The sequence below is a fragment of the Streptomyces sp. NPDC051555 genome (assembly GCF_044454405.1).
Lineage (GTDB): Bacteria > Actinomycetota > Actinomycetes > Streptomycetales > Streptomycetaceae > Streptomyces.
On the sequence record NZ_JBITDP010000005.1, the window covers coordinates 280,377 to 295,849 of the forward strand.

General features: G+C 68.7%; 20 protein-coding genes. 7 read left to right on the top strand and 13 right to left on the bottom strand.

Annotated elements, in window-relative coordinates:
* Nucleotides 1-309: 309 nt before the first annotated feature.
* The 4 genes from ACIBEA_RS14425 to ACIBEA_RS14440 all read left to right on the top strand — a co-directional run bounded on the left by ACIBEA_RS14425 (nucleotide 310) and on the right by ACIBEA_RS14440 (nucleotide 3,869).
* Nucleotides 310-810: a MobC family plasmid mobilization relaxosome protein gene (locus ACIBEA_RS14425; RefSeq protein WP_399260583.1), complete on the top strand. Its 501-nt coding sequence runs from the start codon at nucleotides 310-312 to the stop codon at nucleotides 808-810.
* 15 nt (nucleotides 811-825) lie between these two features.
* Nucleotides 826-2,547: a relaxase/mobilization nuclease domain-containing protein gene (locus ACIBEA_RS14430; protein WP_399260584.1), complete on the top strand. Its 1,722-nt coding sequence runs from the start codon at nucleotides 826-828 to the stop codon at nucleotides 2,545-2,547.
* A gap of 42 nt (nucleotides 2,548-2,589) precedes the next feature.
* Nucleotides 2,590-3,084 carry a hypothetical protein gene (locus ACIBEA_RS14435; protein WP_399260586.1) on the top strand — a complete coding sequence of 165 codons (495 nt, stop codon included), beginning with the start codon at nucleotides 2,590-2,592 and terminating at the stop codon, nucleotides 3,082-3,084.
* Nucleotides 3,085-3,170: 86 nt separating this feature from the next.
* Entirely contained in the window at nucleotides 3,171-3,869 is a 699-nt protein-coding gene (locus ACIBEA_RS14440; RefSeq protein ID WP_399260588.1) for a hypothetical protein, read from the top strand.
* 208 nt (nucleotides 3,870-4,077) lie between these two features.
* Here ACIBEA_RS14440 and ACIBEA_RS14445 read toward each other — a convergent pair whose 3' ends face one another.
* From ACIBEA_RS14445 to ACIBEA_RS14480, 8 genes are all read right to left on the bottom strand, one after another.
* On the bottom strand, nucleotides 4,078-4,290 hold the full coding sequence (locus tag ACIBEA_RS14445; RefSeq protein ID WP_399260590.1) for a transposase: 213 nt from the start codon (nucleotides 4,288-4,290) through the stop codon (nucleotides 4,078-4,080).
* A gap of 94 nt (nucleotides 4,291-4,384) precedes the next feature.
* A complete protein-coding gene (locus ACIBEA_RS14450) occupies nucleotides 4,385-4,684 on the bottom strand; it encodes a hypothetical protein (RefSeq protein WP_397739013.1) in 300 nt (99 codons plus the stop codon).
* Nucleotides 4,685-5,035: 351 nt separating this feature from the next.
* Nucleotides 5,036-5,998 (bottom strand): hypothetical protein, encoded by a 963-nt coding sequence (locus ACIBEA_RS14455; RefSeq protein ID WP_399260592.1) that lies wholly within the window; start codon nucleotides 5,996-5,998, stop codon nucleotides 5,036-5,038.
* On the bottom strand, nucleotides 5,995-6,771 hold the full coding sequence (locus ACIBEA_RS14460; protein WP_399260594.1) for a phytanoyl-CoA dioxygenase family protein: 777 nt from the start codon (nucleotides 6,769-6,771) through the stop codon (nucleotides 5,995-5,997). Before ACIBEA_RS14460 ends, ACIBEA_RS14455 begins: the two co-directional genes overlap by 4 nt.
* Nucleotide 6,772: 1 nt before the next feature.
* A complete protein-coding gene (locus ACIBEA_RS14465) occupies nucleotides 6,773-7,348 on the bottom strand; it encodes a hypothetical protein (protein ID WP_399260596.1) in 576 nt (191 codons plus the stop codon).
* Between the two features lie 62 nt (nucleotides 7,349-7,410).
* Entirely contained in the window at nucleotides 7,411-7,602 is a 192-nt protein-coding gene (locus tag ACIBEA_RS14470; protein ID WP_399260598.1) for a hypothetical protein, read from the bottom strand.
* Between the two features lie 195 nt (nucleotides 7,603-7,797).
* Nucleotides 7,798-7,941 carry a hypothetical protein gene (locus tag ACIBEA_RS14475; protein WP_399260600.1) on the bottom strand — a complete coding sequence of 48 codons (144 nt, stop codon included), beginning with the start codon at nucleotides 7,939-7,941 and terminating at the stop codon, nucleotides 7,798-7,800.
* A gap of 92 nt (nucleotides 7,942-8,033) precedes the next feature.
* A complete protein-coding gene (locus tag ACIBEA_RS14480; protein WP_399260602.1) occupies nucleotides 8,034-8,213 on the bottom strand; it encodes a hypothetical protein in 180 nt (59 codons plus the stop codon).
* A 246-nt stretch (nucleotides 8,214-8,459) separates the two neighbouring features.
* On the opposite strand from ACIBEA_RS14480, the gene ACIBEA_RS14485 reads away from it, so the two are divergent.
* The 3 genes from ACIBEA_RS14485 (at nucleotide 8,460) to ACIBEA_RS14495 (ending at nucleotide 11,168) form a co-directional block, all read left to right on the top strand.
* Complete coding sequence (locus tag ACIBEA_RS14485; protein ID WP_399260604.1) at nucleotides 8,460-9,716, top strand: XRE family transcriptional regulator; 1,257 nt, start codon at nucleotides 8,460-8,462, stop codon at nucleotides 9,714-9,716.
* Nucleotides 9,713-10,240 carry a GNAT family N-acetyltransferase gene (locus ACIBEA_RS14490; RefSeq protein WP_399260605.1) on the top strand — a complete coding sequence of 176 codons (528 nt, stop codon included), beginning with the start codon at nucleotides 9,713-9,715 and terminating at the stop codon, nucleotides 10,238-10,240. Before ACIBEA_RS14485 ends, ACIBEA_RS14490 begins: the two co-directional genes overlap by 4 nt.
* Nucleotides 10,241-10,293: 53 nt before the next feature.
* A protein-coding gene (locus tag ACIBEA_RS14495) for an IS5 family transposase (RefSeq protein WP_399260607.1) occupies nucleotides 10,294-11,168 on the top strand; the annotation gives its coding sequence in 2 pieces (ribosomal slippage) (nucleotides 10,294-10,651 and nucleotides 10,651-11,168; 876 coding nt in all).
* Between the two features lie 152 nt (nucleotides 11,169-11,320).
* On the opposite strand, the gene ACIBEA_RS14500 is transcribed toward ACIBEA_RS14495, so the two are convergent.
* From ACIBEA_RS14500 to ACIBEA_RS14520, 5 genes are all read right to left on the bottom strand, one after another.
* Nucleotides 11,321-11,896 (bottom strand): DUF317 domain-containing protein, encoded by a 576-nt coding sequence (locus tag ACIBEA_RS14500; protein WP_399260609.1) that lies wholly within the window; start codon nucleotides 11,894-11,896, stop codon nucleotides 11,321-11,323.
* A 186-nt stretch (nucleotides 11,897-12,082) separates the two neighbouring features.
* Entirely contained in the window at nucleotides 12,083-12,355 is a 273-nt protein-coding gene (locus ACIBEA_RS14505) for a hypothetical protein (protein WP_399260611.1), read from the bottom strand.
* A gap of 126 nt (nucleotides 12,356-12,481) precedes the next feature.
* Nucleotides 12,482-12,835, bottom strand: coding sequence for a DUF317 domain-containing protein (locus ACIBEA_RS14510; RefSeq protein WP_399260613.1), 354 nt, complete (start codon nucleotides 12,833-12,835; stop codon nucleotides 12,482-12,484).
* A gap of 227 nt (nucleotides 12,836-13,062) precedes the next feature.
* The gene (locus tag ACIBEA_RS14515; protein WP_399260615.1) at nucleotides 13,063-14,079 is read right to left on the bottom strand and encodes a SpaA isopeptide-forming pilin-related protein; all 1,017 of its coding nucleotides are present in this window, start codon (nucleotides 14,077-14,079) and stop codon (nucleotides 13,063-13,065) included.
* 57 nt (nucleotides 14,080-14,136) lie between these two features.
* Nucleotides 14,137-15,468, bottom strand: a complete 1,332-nt coding sequence (locus ACIBEA_RS14520) for a DUF317 domain-containing protein (protein ID WP_399260616.1) — start codon at nucleotides 15,466-15,468, stop codon at nucleotides 14,137-14,139.
* Nucleotides 15,469-15,473: the final 5 nt, after the last annotated feature.

The window sequence follows — 15,473 nt, forward strand, 5'->3', positions numbered from 1 at the left end:
CCATATGACGAGGCATTAACCGGGGGTTCACGCGTGTTCGCCCGTCCAGCCTTCCCCTTACCTGTGGCCCCTCGATGACAGAGGCGCCCTTGGGCGTGAACGCTCAGCTCCACACCCCGCCGTTACCAGCGACGCATGTGAGCGCGGGGACGAAAATCGAGACACTAATCCGGAGGAAATCTCTTGTCTGAATCTCTCCACGAGACGGACCTCACTTCTGAGCGTGCGGCCTCACGTCGCACAGCAAGTTATCGGCCAAGACACTCTTCCCCGTCGGGGAAGGTGCCTTGGCCAGAGCCCGCCCCGGGGGTGGCGGGTCCGGACCAGCGCCGGGGGGCACTGGTCCGGGAGGCAGCGACCGAGGGCGGATCGCAGCCGGAGGAGAAGCAACCACCCCGACGCCGACAGCGCGTCGCACCGAACAGATCACGTAAGCGCTCCCCCAAGCCGCCGTCCGACAAGCGAAGTCACGTCTGCAGCGTCCGCCTGAACGACGACGAGAAGACCTTGCTGTCGAGCGCCGCAGCAGCAGCCCGCACGACCCTGCCCGCCTTCCTCGCCCGCAGCGGCATGGCCGCCGCGCACGACCTCGACAACACCGCCGCCGCCATCGCCGGCCACCGCGAGATGGTCTCGGAGCTGTTCGCCGCCCGCCGGCACCTCGGCCGCGTCGGCACCAACCTCAACCAGATCACCCGCGCCATCAACTCCGGTGGCCAGCCCGAAGAACTGGACGCGGTCCTCGCCGCCGTCGGCCGGGCCGTAGACCGCGTCCAGGCCGCCACCGACCACCTGCTCGACCAGACCTAGAAGGACAACACAGGCATGATCCCCAGGATCCACAACCGCGGGAAGCGCACCATCGGCCTGCTCGCCTACCTGTACGGGCCGGGCAAGTACGAGGAGCACACCGACCCGCACCTGGTGGCTTCCTGGGACGACAACGCCCCCGACCCCGGCCGCGACCCGCAGGCCACCTTGAAGCAGCTCCAGCGCCTCCTCGACCAGCCGGTACAAAACGTTGAAGAGGGCAGCCGTCCCGCCCAGCATGTGTGGCACCTGTCCGTCCGCAATGCCCCCACCGACCGGATCCTGTCCGACGAGGAGTGGGCGGACGTCGCCCGGCGCATGGTTGCCGCCGCCGGAATCGATGACCCGGACCAAGGGGCGGGATGCCGCTGGGCGGCGGTCCGGCACGCCGACGACCACATCCACATCATCGCCACCCTCGTCCGCGAGGACGGCTACAAGCCCGACCTCGACAACGACGCCCAGCGCGTCCAGGACGGAGCCCGCCTCCTGGAAGCCGAACTCGGGCTGCGCCGCCTCAACGCCGGCGACCGCACCGCAGCCCAGCGGCCCACCAGCGCTGAGCGCCACAAGGCCGAGCGTGAGCACCGCGAGCGCACCCCGCGCGAGGAACTCCGCGAGACCGTACGCCGCGCGGTGGCCGGCGCCGCCAGCGACACCGAGTTCTTCGGCCGGATCGCAGCCTCCGGCCTCCTCGTCCGGAAGCGAGTCGCACCGTCCGGAGACCTTCTCGGCTACACCGTCGCCCTGCCCGACGACCGGAACAAGGACGGCGACCCGGTGTTCTACTCGGGCTCGAAGCTGGCCCCCGACCTGTCCCTGCCGCGCATCCGCGAGCGCTGGAGCGGCATGCCCAACGGGGCCGAGACCGACGACGGCACGAGGCTGGCGGCAGAGCCGGGGATGTCCAGGCCGGCATCGGCTCGCCGCCGCGCGGCCGGAGCCGTTTGGCAGGCCGTGCTGGTCATCGACCAGGGGGAGGACGGCGCGGTCGCCGCTCACATCGCCGCAGCCGGAGAGGTCTTGGACGCACTCTCCAAGACCTCCGCGGCGCATACACGCCGCGAGCTCCGCGAAGCCGCGGCAGCCTTCGAGCGGGCCTCGCGGTCGCACGTCCGAGCCGTACGCCACCACGACCGGGCGCTGCGGCAGGCTGCCCGCGACCTTTCGCACGGTGGTCCGGCCTTGGGCCGCGGCGAGGACGGCGCCACCACGGCGATGGTGATCGACATGCTGTTCTTCTTGGTCACCGCCGCCGCGTTGTGGCACGCGAGGAAGGGGCACGCCCAGCAGGCCGCCGCTGCTCAACAGGCCGCCGGGTACCTCCGGACCGCTTACTCGAGTGCCGCCGACAGGCCCCTTGGGGTGTTGCGCGAACGCGGTCGGCGCCTTTCGCTTCCGGTCCGTCGCCGGCACGAAGCCGTCGTGCGGCAGGCGCTGCCTGACATGGCCGAGCAGCTTCTGGCCGAGCCCGGATGGCCTGCGCTGGCCGCCACGCTCGCCGAAGCGGAGGCCGCCGGACATCAGCCGGGGCCTCTGCTCGCCGCCGCCGCGTCCCGCCGCGAGCTGGGCACCGCCGATTCCGTCAGCGACGTTCTGGTGTGGCGCCTGCGCCGCATGGCCGACCTGCCCGCCGATCCGGCCAAGGCCACTGCGTCCGCCGGAGGAACTGCACCACGCTCGGCCGCTGTTCGCCCCGCCGCCGAACGGCCCTCCCGCCGCTCGCCGGGCCTGTGAACGTTTGTTGAGTAGAACCAGGTCACGCCCCCGAGAGAGGGTGTGACCGTACACGCGGACCACGACCACCCGGAGGCGCCCATGTTCCGCAGCAGACGAGGCCGACAGGACCGCTCGGTCCGCGAGTTCCAGGCCGAGGCGATGCACATCGCCTCCGCCGCGCAGGAACCGGCCCACAACGGTGCGGTCCGCCCGGCTGGTGCGGCCGAGACCGGCTCGGTGGAGATACCGGTCGATCTGCGCGTGCCGGCGCCGGAGCAGTTCGCCGGGACGATGATGCGCTACTGGGCGCCGCTGTCCGTGGACAACGAGGTGATCGCCTGCACCGAGTGCGGGGCTTACCGGGACTGGCTGGTGCTCAACAGCGGTGACCGTGTGTGGGTTCGCTGCCGCAGCGCCCACGAGACGCTCGTCCCCGGTCTCGACGGCGACTGGTACGGGCGGAACTCGGGGCCGATCGAAGGGGTCTTCGGCAGCCGGGAGGACGGACTGACGTCCTTCGGGTACGACGGCACATTCGCGGGCGCGATCCTCTGACCTCGCTATTCGGCATCACCCCCCTTGGAAGATCAACATCGCCAAGGGGTACCGTCGGCCCGCACGCACGCACGGGGGGATCACACATGCGAAACCACGGCTTCATCCTGCTCGGATTTACCGCAGCGGCCACGCTCACGCTGGCAGCCTGCTCGACCGGCAGCACACCGGAACCCGGCTCCTTCGGACCCCGGCAAGCGAGCAGCCCCAGCACCACGCCGCAGGGCAAGAAGTCCGCGCCGCTCTCGGCCGACCAGCTCGGGCCTCGTCTGCTCGACATCGTGGACATGGGCTCCGACTACCGGGTCCAGCCGCAGCAGGACTCGAAGCACGACGACATCGCCGTCGTGGGCTGCCCGGCCATGGAGAAGCTCGGCGGAGCCGCTGCCGGAGGGGCGCTCGACTTCCCCACCCAGGCCAAAGTCACCTTTGCCTATAACGGGTCCGCCGACTCCGAGGTGGCCGAAGAGATCTACACCGACACCGAGGACAAACTCTCCTCCAGCACCCGCACCATCTTCGACGCGATGGCCGCCTGCCCGAAGTACCAGCTGGCGTCCGGCAGCACGCCCATCGACGTCACCACCCAGAAGGTCACCGCACCGGAGCGCGGCGATGAACGGTGGGCAACGGTGATGACGCTCACCAGCGGCGGCCGGACCACCATGATCAAGCAGGTCGCCGTGCGCTCCGGCACCGTCCTGGTCGTCCTTTCCGGAAGTCCCGGCCTGGTCGACACGCACCTCGGCAAGGCCCTCGACAAGGCCTTGGCTCCGGCCACCTGATCCCGCACCAGTCGGCACCCCGTATCTCCTGACGGGGTGCCGCCCTGTTCATCCGGTCAGACGAGCAGAACACAAGGATGCCCCGGCGGAGACCTGGCGGTTTCTAGGGAGCTTTGTCGTACCCGTTCTTGCTGACACACGAGTCAGCATTGGCCCAGGGGCCTGGACCACCTACCCCGTCCCGAGGGTTCCTGTGCGCCACCGCAGGTCAGGAGCCTGTAGAGGCTGGGACGGAGTAGCTCCCTCGTGCCCTTAGGGCGGGCAGATCACGCCACGGCGCCCCGGTGCGAAACCGCCACGCCGTCGCCTCGACCACCGTGCGTCGGTCTACCGGCGGACGGCCCGTAGCCTTCACAGCGGGAAACAGAGGCCCGAGCACGGCCCACGCCTCATCAGAGATCACGTCACGCGACACAAGCACAAGGCTGCGCCCGACGACTTCGAAGATCCACTAGCAACACGCTCCGAGGCTGACCGAGACTCGTTGCCCGCGCGCACCACGAAGCGTCTACTGGTCAGACGGGATCGGTGAACGAGATCGGCTTGCCGGTTGCGTGGGCATATGCGATCTCCCTGCTCGTGGACTCGCCGATATACCCGCCGGGGTTGACGACCAGAACCCGGTCAGCCAGGTCGATCTTGCGCAGGTGGAGGGCATCCAGCGCGGTCTTCTGCTCGTTGGTGATCAACTCGTCTGCTTCGCCTGGCGCGACGACGATGACACCTGCGAAGGTCAGATCACGGTTCGCCATACGCATCTCGTCCACGAACCGGGTAGAGCCGCAGATGCAGACAATCTCAGGTCGGCCGGGCACGGCTCAGTCCTTCGGTCGAACGGGAAACCGTCAGTGTGCACGTTGACATCACAGACAGGCACACGAGCCAACAGTTTACGCAGCGAGATGGACACCACGCGGCTGCACCGTCGCAGGCGGGAGGCGTGGCCTGTACTGGGAATGGCGCTGCTCGACGGCGAAGTCTGGGGTGCATCCGGCTCACCAGCTTTCTTTAGCAACACGGCCTGGGGGCGCGTGGCGTGGAGACCACCGGGCCTGGCGGAGCAGGATTGCTGATACTGCCTGGCGGGCGCTGCGGGGTGGGGGGTAGAAACGCAAAGCCCCCGTCCTCCGGATGCTGTGGGAGGGCGGGGGGCGTCGTCCGGGGTTTCAGCTCCAGCCGGTCCGGTATCGCAGCCACTCCAGGGCCGCAGCGGCGTGAACTGCCCTGGAGTGGCGCAGGAACGGAGCCCCCGGCGGATCGAGCATGAGAGAACACCACGTCCAGTACCCCGCCAGTCCCACGGCGAACGCGGTCAGCACATCCGGTTCCGGCTGCGGCAGTCCTGCCACAGCCGCTTCAGCCTGTTCGGGTGTGTGTCCGCCTACGATCAGCGCGGGCACCAGAACAGCAGGGTCGATCCAGTCGGCTCCCCGGAAGCGGTACGCCCAGTCGATCAGGACGATGGATCCGTCAGGCCGGCGGATCATGTTGTCCGGCCGGATATCCCAGTGGACGAGGGTGTCTCCCGCGCAGTCCGCGTACCCGCGCTGCTCGGCCTCCACGAGGGCAGCCAAGTGACGCACTGCCCACGGGTCGAGTTCTTCGGCTCCTTCCTCGACTAGGTCGGTCCACCCGGTGAACCATTTAGCGAGAATGTCCGGCAGTTGAACAGAAGGGCTCAGCGGACACGGGGTGAGCATCTTCGCCGCCGACTCCATCGCGCCCACCACGGCTTCCACGTCCCCGCCGGGGCGGAAGACCGGCTGCGTACCAGGAACGTCCTCCAAACAGAGCAGCCACCACCCCATCCCCTCACGCGGGGCCGCCCACCACAGCAGCTCCGGCGCGATACCTGCCGGTAGTGCTGCGGTCGCGGCGACCTCGTCCGCGTAGTGCGGCGCGAAGGGGTGCTCGTCGCCCATTCCCTTCAGGAACATGCGGCGGCCGTCCGTCAGCAGCAGCCGTGAGGCCAGACCCGGTGTGTAGCCACCTCCGCAGGTCTGTGCTTCGGCGACGGGGGAGCCCATCTGATGTTCGACATACGCGCGTACCGCGTCCGGCAGTGACGCCCAGTCGGGACGTACGGAGGTGGCAGTCATGTGCGCCACTGTAGGGAAGACGCGGCTCATCCGTACGGACCTTTTCCGTGAAACCCGAGGAGCCGTGTCAGCCGGCCAGACGCTCCGTCCAGGACGTCGTCGGGCATGCGGTAGTTGACGAAGGGGTAGAAGCGCTGACTGATGAACCGGCGCCCGTACGCGGTGGTCAGCAGGTAACGCGTGGTGTCCGATTCGTTGAGGGCACCACGGTGCCAGGTCTGGCTGTTGACGAGGTAGACGTCTCCCGGCGAGGCGAGCAGCGAGACGTGGTCCGAGCCCTCGGGGAGGTCGGGTTTCCACGGTGGCCTGCTGCCGGAGATGTGGCTTCGGGGCACGACCTGTGTGGGGCCGGACGTGACGGTGCCGATGTCGCTGAGGGCGAGCATGACGTTCAGCGAGAAGCACGGGACGGACGCGGCGCTCTCGGCGGGGCTGCCAGTGAGGAACGGGAAGAACAGCTCATCGTCGATATGCCACTTGGTGATTCCCTGGCCGGGCGGGATGCGGAGTGCGTTCTGGGAGATCATGTGGCAGTCCGGCCCGAGGATCTTGTCCACCAGGTCGGCGATCGGCGCGTAGTCGACCACATCGCGGAACGCCCGGTCGTACTCGAACATGCGCATCAGGCTTACACCGCCCCGCAATAGGTCCTGTTCGGGATCTGCGGAATGCGTGGCGGGGTTCTGGTAGCGCTGTTCGATCAGATCCCGAAGATGCTCTGCCGTGTCGCGCGGGATGAGGGAGGGCAGTATGGCGAACCCGTGCTCGTGAAACGTCGACAGGGCACCTTCGGGATCGTTCACGTCAGCTCCTCGCGGGCATGGTGGCGTAGTCCTCTTCGGGAACCTCAGGCGGCATGTGCTCCGCACCGACCCAGATGCGGTCGCTGAAGTCCTCGTACTGCTCGGTGTTGAGGATGAACGCGTGCCACACCATGTCCACGGGACCTGACGGCGCGTTGCTCTCCTTCGGGTACAGCATGGACAGCGCCACGTACTGGCGGAACTCGGCGATCAGCGGGATGGCGTACTTCTCGAAGAAGTAGTCCCGAAACTCGGTGGCCTTCTCGTCGTCCGCGCCTTCGAAGTCGCCTTCGGAGGGGTTGAACACGAGCCATTGCCGCATGATCTCTGAGGCCCAGAAGCGACAGTGCTTGTCCCACTGCCCGAACCACAGCAACAGCGGAAGTACCTGCTCGTTGTCGAACAGCCGGCCCTCCCGCAGCAGACGACGGGGGCTCAGTCCCAGAAGCAGGAAACCCATGTCGTACTCCTCCAGCAGCGACAGGCGCTTGCGGAGGTCATCGTCCATGTCCGGCTTGGCGGTCAGGCATGCGTCGACGATGGAGCCGTGTTCGGCGGTCAGGATGATCTTTTCCACGCTTATCCTCCGATCGGGAAAGGGCCGGACGCCGAAGCGCCCGACCCCTCGGTGGGACGTGACTAGGCGGTGGTGCGCGCCGTCGTCGTGATGGCCGGCGTCACGCTGTAGCACTTCGAGCAGGTGTCCTCGCCCGAAGGCCACACGCGGGTGTCGCGGGCGCCGAAGACCTGGTCCATGCGGTCCCGGGTCTGGTGGTAGACCGACGCTCCGGTGGACCCGGTGTTCTCGTTGGAGGCGATGTGTCCGCGCATCGTGGTTCCTTCCTTTTCGGTTCCCCCACCCGGGATCGGATGGGAAGTCTTCGAGTAGATCCGCAGTGGCCATCTGATGGAAGGCGGTTTCCGGACAGCGGATCTTCACCTGGCCTACCAGAGCATCAAGTTGACCAGGACGACACAGACGACGACGTCAGCGGCGACGGTTAAGTTCTGGCGCATTGTCGCTACCTAGGCCGGCTCCAGGTCATCAATCTGCGCGGGGCGCTCGTGACCGCCACCTACCGGCCGGAGCCACACGTAGGTCGGATCTGCGTCAAGGCAGGTCACTCCGGAGCCGACCTGGGCGACCTCGCCCGCGGTGCCGGTGTCCATGGCACGGACCTTGATCCATGCGGCTTGGGCATCTCCTGCTCCTCTTCGACGTGGAAGGCAGCGGGCCACATGGAACCAGCCGGGGAGCCTGCTCACTGCTCCGCCTCCTCGTCGGTGGGCCTCTCGAAGAATCTCCCCCGGCCTCCCTCGGCACGGACCTGAAGAGAGGGACGGGGGACGGGGCTGCTGAACGCGCCGTCCCACGGGGCGTATTCGGGCTGGTCCTGGAGCTGGCGGGCGAGCGGCCGGCGAGGGAGCGGCTGGGCGGACACGACATTCTCCTTCGAGGCGGGGAGGCGGCGGCCCTGTCCACGGGGACGAGCAGGACCACCCCTGCACCGGGGGATGCCACCGGGTGGGGAGATCGGCCTGCCCGGCAGCGATGTCAAGTGAACGGCCCCGGCGCCGTAGCGAACAGGAAGGGTTAGAGGGCTAGACCACGCTTGCCACCGGAAGACTTTGCCCGTGATTTGCAGACCGGCTGTTCCCCAAGTGACCCTGCGGCTACGGTCAGTGGCATGGGCGACAACGACGTGTTGCGGCGGCGGCTGGCCGACCTCGGCTTAACCCAGGACGAACTCGCAGGTCAGATGAATGACGCGCTCGAAGCGCTCACTGGCCGGTGCGGAGACTTCTCCGCGAGGACCGTCCGGAACCTGCTGAACGGCACTACTAGGCGCCCCATCGGGCGTACGCGGGCCGCGCTGGAGCGGGTGTTCGCCTGCCCGCTCACGGACTTAGGGTTCGCTCCACCCAGCACAGCAGCACCCCGGGAGGATCCCGTGCTCCGCCGAACCTTCATCGCCGGCATCACCGCAGCCGTAGCCACCCCCACCAACGCCCCCACCACGCCCCGCCGGATCGGCACGAGCGACGTGGAACGGCTCCAACGCAAGTTCGCCGAGATCATCGCCAGCGACCACCGCCACGGCGGCCAGCTCGGCATCGAGCAGCAGGCCGCCGCAATGTCCGGCAGGGCACTGGCCCTCCAGGAGACGGGCAGCGCCAGCCAACGCGTCCGGGGACAGGTGTACGCCTCGGCGGCGGCGTTCCGGTCCTCCGCGATGTGGGCCGCGATCGACGGCCGCCGCTTCGACGACGCGATCGGCCACATGCGCGAAGCCCAAGCCCTCGCCGAAATGTCCGGCGACCCGTTCATCAAATTCCGCATCTGGTCCCACGCGGGCACGATGTACCGGCACATGGGCCGCCCGGCCGACGCCGCAGCCGCCAACACCGTGGCCCGGGGGTTGTCCCTCACCCGCCGGGACCCGATGTTCGCCTCCCTCGGGCTGGCCCGTCACGCAGCCATCCACGGTGCCGCAGGAGACCGCATCGCCGCCCGACGCTGCTTCGGCCAGGCCCAGGACGCCATGAACCGCGCCGACCCCCATGCACAGCGGCCGGTGTGGATGAATGCCTTCTACGACCAGGCGGAACTCGACAGCCTCGCTCTGTCCGCGCACCTCTCCCTCGGCGACTTCGCCCGCGCCGAGTTCCACGGCCACCGCTGCCTCGCTGGCCTGCGCCCCCACATGCACCGCTCCAAGGCCATCGCCACCGCCCGCGTCGCACGGGCCCAGCTCGAACAGGGCGACGTCGAACCGGCCGTGGCCACCGCCATGTCGGTCCCCGCCGACCAAGCCGCACTGCATCCCCGCGTCGTCGGGATGCTACGCACCTTCGGTACGCGCCTGGACGTCATCGCACCGAACACCGCGCCCGCACACACTTGGACCCAGTACGTCCGCGACACCCGGAGGACACCCGCATGACGATCCGACTGCGCCGGTACACCGACCTGGAGCAGGCCGCCGCGCCGTTGATCGCGGTGTACGCGAAGGTCCGCGAACCGCTGCTGCACCTGCCGAACTACGCGGTGCCCACCTTCGCCGACCGCTTGGAGCGGCACGGGCGGGAGCCGGGGTTCGTGGTGGTGATCGCCTTCGACAACGAGGGGAATCCGGTCGGGTACGCGTACGGCAACACCGTCGAGGCTGGCGACCGGTGGTGGACCCGGGCGGAAGGCGTCGACCCGAAGCACACCACCGAGCCGTGCCTGGCCCTCAAGGAGATCGGCGTGACCGTGCCGCACCGGGGGACTGGCCTGGCGCGACGCATCCACGACAGACTGCTCGCCAGGCGGACGGAGCCGGTCGTTGCGCTCATGGTGAACCCGACCGCCGGGGACGGGAAGGTGCAGAGGGTGTACAAGGCGTGGGGCTACGAGACGATCGGCAGTGCCCAGCCCTCACCGGACTCCCCGCCGCTGGTGATGATGCTCCGCTCGACCCGCTGACGCCACTAGGGTCTGTTGCGAAAGTGGATCTTGTTCGTTCATGATCACGTCTTGTGGGACGTGGAGATCTGACGAACGGCCAGTGGGCCCGGCTTGAGCCGTTGCTGCCATTGGGCATCAAGCCGGGTCGGCCGCAGGTGTGGACGCGGCGGCAGTTGATAGACGGCATACGGTGGCGGACCCGGACCGGTGCTCCGTGGCGGGACGTGCCGGAACGGTACGGGCCGTGGGATCGGGTCTACGACCTGTTCCGCCGGTGGCAGCGTGATGGCACGTGGCAGCGGATCTTCCAGGAGCTCCAGGCTGACGCTGACGCGAAGGGCCTGATCACCTGGGACCTCAGCGTCGACTCCACCATCTGCCGTGCCCATCAGCATGCCGCCGGGGCGCGTAAAAAGGGGCCCTCCAGAAAGAGCCTCCCGGCGGCGTGTCCGTCGAGCCCGACGATCACGGGCTGGGACGATCCCGCGGCGGCCTGACCACGAAGATCCACCTCGCCACCGAGCAGGGGCAAAAGCCCATGTCCCTGCTGGTCACTGCCGGGCACCGGCACGACAGCCCGTACTTCCAGCCCGTCCTGGAGAAGGTTCGAGTTGCCCGTCCCGGCCCCGGCCGGCCTCGCACCAGACCCGCAAGGGTCCGGGGCGACAAGGCCTACGGCTCCCGAGCCAACCGCGCCTACCTGCGTAAACGCCGGATCGTGTGCACGATCCCGGAGAAGGCCGACCAGATCCGCAACCGCAAGAAACTCGGATCCCGCGGCGGTCGGCCCCCGGCATTCGACAAGGAAGACTACAAACAACGCCATGCCGTCGAATGCGGCATCAACCGGCTCAAGCGGCACCGGGCGGTGGCTACAAGGTACGACAAACTCGCCGTCCGCTACGAGGCAACGGTGCTGGTCGCAGCCATCAACGAGTGGCTATGACCAGCACTTTCGCAACAGACCCTAGATCCACACGTGGTCGCCGCCGTGGCCCCCGTACCCGGAGCAGGTGGCCGGCTCACCATCGGAGTCCGGCGGACCGGTGACGGCGCAGTTCGGCAGGAGCGCGACGCGGTAGGGCTTCCCTAGACCAGTCAGGGCATGTGGCTGACCGTGAGGCACCGTTCGGAGACTGCCGGGAGGGTCCGGCGAGGCACCGGCGCCGGAGCGACGAGCGCCTCGGCGAAGGCGCCGACGAGATCCTGCGGCGTCGAATGGCTGAACGCCGCACACCACAGGTACGGCCTCGCGAGATCGGGCTGCGACCAGGCCATCCAGCCGGGAAGGTCTGGGCGCGGGTCCTGGTCCTCGATCCCGGCGGGAAGAACCGCCCAGGACCAGCACGAGGTCATCGAGGCATCCCAGAAGGTGAGTTCCGGGTCGTCGGCGTCACCTGCCCAGTCCGCAGATGCAAGAACCTGCGTGACCGCGTCGATCCCGTCGAAGCCCCACGCCGGCTCCTTCCTCGCGTCCAACGCGAGAACGAAGGCTGTGAGCGCTTCGTGGGGGATGCCAGCGGTGAAGTACGCCGTCCATGCCGCGATGCCACGGTCGGGGGCCTCGCGCGCGGAGACTTCCCATGCAATCGGGAGGTCGCCCAAGCGGGTGGTCAGCGGGTCGGCCAGTACCCACTCGGCGCTTCGGAGTTGGTCGGGGCTGGAGTGGAACAACGACTTGCGTGCCGTCGTCCAGCAGGACCAGCCGGCGCCCGTCAGGGCGCCTCCGACGGCTTCGGCCAGGCCTCCGTCATCCCCGGCCAGGTGCCGGGGGCTTGCCCAGAGCCAACCGGTGTTGGGGATGCTCGGCTCGGGCGGGGTGTGGGAGTACAGGGGCGCCTCCAGGGGCTAGGTGGCTGGTCATGCCGACCGTGCGGATCGGCGTACTGCGCGTCGGCTGAGGGAGGCAGTGCCCGTGGGCGGGTGCCAGGTCAGGGCCTGCGCGATGGCGGGCGGAAGGAACTCGCCCTGTCCGGCTTCGCCGAGGAAGACCACCTGGCGGCCGTGTCCGTCACGGGCTTTGACGATCTCTCCGGCGAAGTGGACGTACGGAAACTCCGGGTTGATCGCGAGGAAGAACGGCGCGTCCCGGTCACAGGACGAGAGACGGTCGATGATCTCGCCAACGGTCACGGCTCGATGGGTCGGTGATTGCACTGCTGCTCCTTCTGGACACGCCGTGGCACGGCGTATGAAGCGTGGGACAGGTGGGTGAGGCGTACGGCAGCGACCCGGGCCGGTCCTGGCCGTCGTTGCGCGTCAGATGCGCTGGGAGGTGGCGAGTACGGCCTCGACGGCGGCGGCCACGACGGCAGCGGGGGTCTCGGTGCTGAACGTCGCCTGATAGCCGCGCACGGTGGCCGTGCCGGTGACGGCGATCACCCAGCCGGCGTTGCGGTCGCCGGGACGGCCTTCGGGAAACCAGCCGAGGTAGAAGCGGCCGTCCTTGCTGGCGACGTGTACATCGGCTCGGTCGTCGACGACCAGGCTGAAGTCGTCGGCGGTGAAGCGGTCGATGATCCGGGTGGGGTGTCCGCGGCCGAGGAGCCACGTGCGGATCCGCAGGGCCTCGATCGTGGTGGAGAAGCCGGGCTGGTCGCCGGCGTGGGTCATGGGCGGCTCCGTGCTCGGAAGGGGCCAGGAAGACACCCACTTTGACATGCACCTGCGATGGTGTTCCAGCGTGTGAGGCGCTCTGCTGCTCTGCTGTCAGCGATCTCCCGCAAGAGGAACGCTTCGGTCGGTGCGGACAGCACAAAGCGAGGGCGGCATCCCCCTGGGGGATGCCGCCCTCGCGTGCGTATTCGGTTGTCCCGCCGTTCACGGCGGTGCTGCGTGTATCAGGAGGCGTCGTCCGGCTGGTTGGCCCGTCGGCGCCGAACAGCCCAGATGGCGCCGCCCCCGGCGCTGATCAGGAGGCCTCCTGCCGCGGCGAGCCAGCTGGTGGAGCCGGCGCCCGTACGAGCGAGCTGACCGTCCGAACCGGCGGGGGGCGTGGCCGTGCTGGTCGGGGTGGCGGACGGGGCGGGGGTACTGCTGGTGTTGTCCGGGGTCAGGGTGGCGGGTCGGGAGGTGTCGGGGGTGGGCGTGGGCTTGGTCGTGGGCGGCTTGCTCGGCTGCTGGGTCGGCGGGGTGGTCGCGGTGGGCGTGTTGGTGAACTCCGCGGTCGTACCGGCGGCGGGCTTGGCGGTGACCTGGACCGGGCTCGAGTCGAGCTGGTAGCCGGCGGGTGCCTTGGTCTCGGTGGCGGTGTAGGCGGTGCCGGAGCGGGCGGTGACGGTGAGCTGGGTCTTCGCGGTTCCGTCCTTGCCGGTGGTCAAGGTGACGGCTTCTCCCCCGGTGCCGGAGGGCCGGATGTTGATCACGGCGCCGGCGAGCGGCTTGCCGGTGGTCTTGTCGGTTTTCTTCACCGTCAGTTCCGCGGGCTTGAAGGGGTCGACGACGGAAACGGGGGTGACCTGGCCGGGGGTGACGATGACGTCCCGGTCCTCGGCAAGGTCGTGGATGGCGCTGCCGGAGTCGGTCTCCTTGAGCCGGTAGACGCCGGGGGTGACCTTCTCGAAGCGGAGGATGCCGTCGGTTCCGGTCTTGCCCTGGAGGGCCTTCGTCCCGTTCACGGTGTCGAGGAGACTGAAATGGGCGCCTTCGAGCATGGCGCCGGCGGGGTCCTTCTTGTGGATCTCGACGCCGCCGGGTTCCGGCTCGGGCATGCTGCGCGGCGCGGGGGCCGAGGTGGACGGGGTCGGCTCGGGTGCCTCGGCTGAGGCCGAGGGTGCCCAGGTCAGGGCTCCCGTCGCGGCGGCGGCAACGGCGATGGCAGCGGTGGGTGCCTTGCGGCGGGCGGATCGGCTGGACAACGGGGTTCTGCTCCTTGGTGGGTTGGTTGAACGGGTGCCGGCGTATGGTCGGGCGAGTCAGCGGGTGCGGGCCGCCGTGCTGTTCGGGGGTGCCGGTGGCAGGGCCAGGGTGCCGCCGGGCTTGCGGTCCGGCGCGGGGGACAGTCGGGCGAGATTCCTGGTGGGGAAGGGGACTTCGCCCACAGCGCGGGTGAGCGGCTCCTGGGCAACCAGGGAGGTGGTGAAGGCCGCGACGTAGGTGACGGGAGTGCGGCTGGTGAAGGACGCCCGCCACAGCGGCTTGCCGGGGTCTCCCGCTTCCAGCACCCAGGCAGGCCTATTGCTGTCGGAGGCGGCGTATTGGTGTACAAGAAGGGCGACGCCGTCTGGACTACGGAAGTACTGAGATCCGCTCTTGCCGATCACGTGGGTCCAGCCGGCGTTGAGCAGTGGCAGGTACGCAGCTACGGGCGCGGTGTCGTCGTCTAACAGCATGTCGCTGTCGCTGTAGGAGTCGTCCAGGTAGAAGTGAAGCAGCTCGGTGTGGAAGTCCCAGATCATCTCGACGGGGGTGGAGGCGTCGAACTTGGCGGTCCAGGCTGCCGGTTCAAAGGGCTGCTGGTGTGCGGCGGTGATCCAGATCCCGTCTCCGGCTGTGCCGCTGGGATCGGCGAGGAAGCCGGAACGCAGCCTCAGGCAGGGACTGGCTGCCACTTGGTACCCGCCCTCCGGGCAGTGGAATGACCAGTCGTGTTCGCCGCTGTTGTGAGGAAACGGCCATCCGTCGAAGACCTGGTCCGATCCTTGTCCGGCGAGGTAGCGGGCGTGGACGGACACGAGCTTGTCCGAGGACAGTGGGTTCATGGGGTCGGTCAGTTCCGGTCCCTTCGTCGGTGGGGTGGCTCGGGCCTCGGCTATCGGTGGGCCCGGGGCGGCGGTCTTCTCGGCGAGCGGCAGCGCTGTGGTGCGGGCAAGCGACGTACCGGGGGTGCGAGGAGGGGTGGGGCGGGTGGAGAACCAGAGATCGGCGTAGCGGGTGACGGCGGCCTTCAGACGGGTCCAGTCCCCGCCAGCCCAAGGCGCCGGGCCCGATGCACGGGGGTTGAAGTCCCGGAAGACGGCGTAGCCGTCTGATCGGTCCGTCCGGCCCGCGGCCCTGTCCCGTGTGCTGAAGGTGCCGTGGTCGGCGAAGGAGAGCGTGATCTCGTCGATGGGCCCGCGGTCCGCGTGGACGATGCTCAGCCGCAGACCGCCGTACTCCCCCTGTCGGATGGTGGACTGGAAAGAGATCCGCAGGAGCAGCGGGCTGTCCGGGACGGGGGCTGCGTAGTAGCTGTTGCCGACTACGGCACCGTTATCGAAGGTGAGGGCCAGTTCCTGGGTGAAGAATGCGTTCGGGGACAGCGCCATGGGCG